This window comes from Mycobacterium sp. TH-M25, assembly GCF_057473665.1.
In genome coordinates this window covers 1-3,324 of the sequence record NZ_JBYCLA010000520.1, presented here as the reverse complement: position 1 = coordinate 3,324, position 3,324 = coordinate 1, and the positions used below count along the sequence as shown (strand labels likewise).

The window sequence follows — 3,324 nt, the reverse complement described above, 5'->3', positions numbered from 1 at the left end:
GGCGGCGATCCTGCAGGCGGCACAACGGATGATCCATGCCAACGTCGTCGCTGTCGCGGTGGGCGGCGGTGATCAAACACCGCCGCGAGGCGTGCGGTTGGTGAGCCGAACACTGGCATTGCGACGGTTCGTCGGCTACCTGGTCGCGATTGGCCCGCTACCCGAACACGTGCCTACCTACGCCAGGCGCGCCGGGTAAACCCCGACACGTCACGCAACTGATGGACGCCGGGCAGGTCGACAGATGATGATGTCGGGATGGTCCTGCACGCCGAACCCGCCGACCAACCCGCCGAGGCCGACGACGAGGCCGCTGCGGCTCGAGCGTTTGCCGTAGCCGAAGCCACCGCCGGCGGCGCGGCCATATCCGGGCCCGTCGATTTCAGCTTGCCGGCGCCATTTGTCTCCGGCGGCGCGCTGCGCAACCCGTTTCCGCCGATCGCCGACTACGCATTTCTGTCCGACTGGGAAACGACGTGCCTGATCTCGCCGGCCGGTTCGGTGGAGTGGTTATGTCTGCCCCGGCCTGATTCCCCGAGTGTGTTCGGCGCAATCCTGGACCGCAGCGCCGGACATTTCCGGTTGGGCCCCTACGGCGTCTCGGTGCCGTCGGCGCGCCGTTACTTGCCCGGCAGCCTGATCATGGAAACCACGTGGCAGACCCACACCGGATGGCTGATCGTGCGAGACGCGCTGGTGATGGGGCCGTGGCACGACATCGAGCGCCGATCACGAACGCATCGCCGCACCCCGATGGACTGGGACGCCGAGCACATCCTGCTGCGCACGGTGCGCTGCGTGAGCGGCACCGTGGAGCTGATGATGAGCTGCGAGCCGGCGTTCGACTACCACCGCATCGGCGTCGCGTGGGAGTATTCGACCAATGCCTACGGCGAAGCCATCGCACGCGCCAGCAAACAACCAGACGCCCACCCGACGCTGCGACTCACCACCAATCTGCGGATCGGGTTGGAGGGCCGTGAGGCCCGGGCCCGCACCCGGATGAAAGAGGGCGACGACGTGTTCGTCGCGCTGAGCTGGACCAAACACCCGGCGCCGCAGACCTACGAAGAGGCCGCCGACAAGATGTGGCAGACCACCGAGTGCTGGCGGCAGTGGATTAATATCGGCAACTTCCCCGACCACCCGTGGCGGGCATACCTGCAACGCAGCGCGCTGACGCTCAAGGGGCTGACGTATTCCCCCACCGGCGCGCTGCTGGCGGCCAGCACCACATCGCTTCCGGAAACGCCGCGGGGTGAACGCAACTGGGACTACCGGTACGCCTGGGTGCGGGACTCGACGTTCGCGTTGTGGGGCCTGTACACCCTGGGGCTGGACCGCGAAGCCGACGACTTTTTCGCGTTCATCGCCGATGTGTCCGGCGCCAACAGCGACCAGCGTCATCCGCTGCAGGTGATGTACGGGGTGGGTGGTGAACGCAGCCTGGTTGAAGACGAGTTGCACCATCTGTCCGGCTACGACCACGCGCGGCCGGTGCGGATCGGTAACAGCGCCTACGACCAAGTCCAGCACGATATCTGGGGCTCGATTCTGGACTCGTTCTACCTGCACGCCAAGTCGCGCGAGCAAATCCCGGAGACGTTGTGGCCGGTATTGAAAAGACAGGTGGAGGAGGCGATCGCGCACTGGCGTGAGCCCGACCGCGGAATCTGGGAGGTCCGCGGGGAGCCGCAGCACTTCACGTCGTCGAAGGTGATGTGCTGGGTGGCGCTGGACCGCGGGTCCAAGCTGGCCGAACGGCAGGGGGAGAAGAGCTACGCCCAGCAGTGGCGGGCCATCGCTGAGGAGATCAAGGCCGACATTCTCGAGCATGGGGTGGACTCCCGCGGTGTGTTCACCCAGCGGTATGGCAGCGACGCGCTGGATGCTTCGCTGTTGCTGGTGGTGCTGACCCGATTCCTGCCGCCGGACGACCCGCGCGTGCGCAACACCGTGCTGGCTGTCGCCAACGAACTCACAGTAGAAGGTCTGGTGCTGCGATACCGGGTGTCCGAGACCGACGACGGGTTATCCGGCGAAGAAGGCACGTTCACCATCTGCTCGTTCTGGTTGGTGTCGGCACTGGTCGAGATCGGTGAGGTGGCCCGCGCCAAGCGGCTGTGCGAGCGGCTGTTGGCCTACGCGAGCCCGCTGCACCTCTACGCCGAGGAAATCGAGCCGCGCACCGGGCGGCACCTGGGCAACTTCCCGCAGGCGTTCACCCATCTGGCGTTGATCAACGCGGTGGTCCACGTGATCCGCGCCGAGGAGGAAGCTGACAGCTCGGGGATGTTCCTGCCCGCCAACGCGCCGGTGTAGGACACCGAGATGGCGACCAGGGTCGTGATACCGGCCTCGAGCACAGCCCTAATGGCAATCTCGCGTCGGCGCCTACCTCTTGCCCTTGTCCCCCGCGGCGTCGGTGGACAACGCGGCGACGAACGCTTCCTGCGGCACCTCGACCCGCCCGATGGTCTTCATCCGTTTCTTGCCTTCCTTCTGCTTTTCCAGAAGTTTGCGTTTGCGGGTGATGTCGCCGCCATAACACTTCGACAGCACGTCCTTACGGATCGCCCGAATGTTTTCGCGTGCAATGATTTTCGATCCGATAGCGGCCTGCACCGGCACCTCGAACTGCTGGCGCGGGATCAGTTCCTTGAGCTTGATGGTCATCTTGTTGCCGTAGGCGAAGGCTGAATCCTTGTGCACGATCGCACTGAAGGCGTCGACGGCTTCGCCTTGCAGCAGGATGTCGACCTTGACCAGCTGCGCCTCCTGCTCACCGGCCTCCTCGTAGTCGAGGCTGGCGTAACCTCGGGTGCGTGACTTCAGCGAGTCGAAGAAGTCGAAGATGATTTCCCCGAGCGGCATGGTGTAGCGCAGCTCAACTCGCTCGGGCGACAGATAGTCCATGCCACCCAATTCGCCACGGCGCGACTGGCACAGCTCCATGATCGTTCCGATGAACTCGCTGGGCGCAATGATGGTGGTCTTCACCACCGGCTCGTACACCGTTCGGATTTTGCCCTCCGGCCAGTCCGACGGGTTGGTCACCTGCATTTCGGCGTCGTCCTCTTTTACGACGCGGTACACGACATTGGGCGAGGTGGAGATCAGATCCAGGTCGAACTCGCGCTCTAAGCGTTCCCGGGTGATTTCCATGTGCAGCAAGCCAAGGAAGCCGCACCGGTACCCGAAGCCCAACGCCACCGACGATTCCGGCTCGTAGGTCAGCGCCGCGTCGTTGAGCTGCAACTTGTCTAGGGCGTCGCGCAGATTCGGGTAGTCCGAACCGTCGACCGGATACAGCCCCGAATACAC

2 protein-coding genes and 1 pseudogene are annotated in these 3,324 nt (G+C 64.7%); 2 read left to right on the top strand and 1 reads right to left on the bottom strand.

Annotated elements, in window-relative coordinates; genetic code table 11:
- Positions 1-199, top strand: a pseudogene (locus AC2VOU_RS17510) (FAD-dependent oxidoreductase); the annotation flags it as partial.
- Between the two features lie 59 nt (positions 200-258).
- Complete coding sequence (locus AC2VOU_RS17505) at positions 259-2,322, top strand: glycoside hydrolase family 15 protein (RefSeq protein WP_486958512.1); 2,064 nt, start codon at positions 259-261, stop codon at positions 2,320-2,322.
- A gap of 72 nt (positions 2,323-2,394) precedes the next feature.
- On the opposite strand, the gene AC2VOU_RS17500 is transcribed toward AC2VOU_RS17505, so the two are convergent.
- On the bottom strand, positions 2,395-3,324 hold a 930-nt coding region (locus AC2VOU_RS17500; RefSeq protein ID WP_486958511.1), incomplete at its 5' end, for an elongation factor 4 family protein.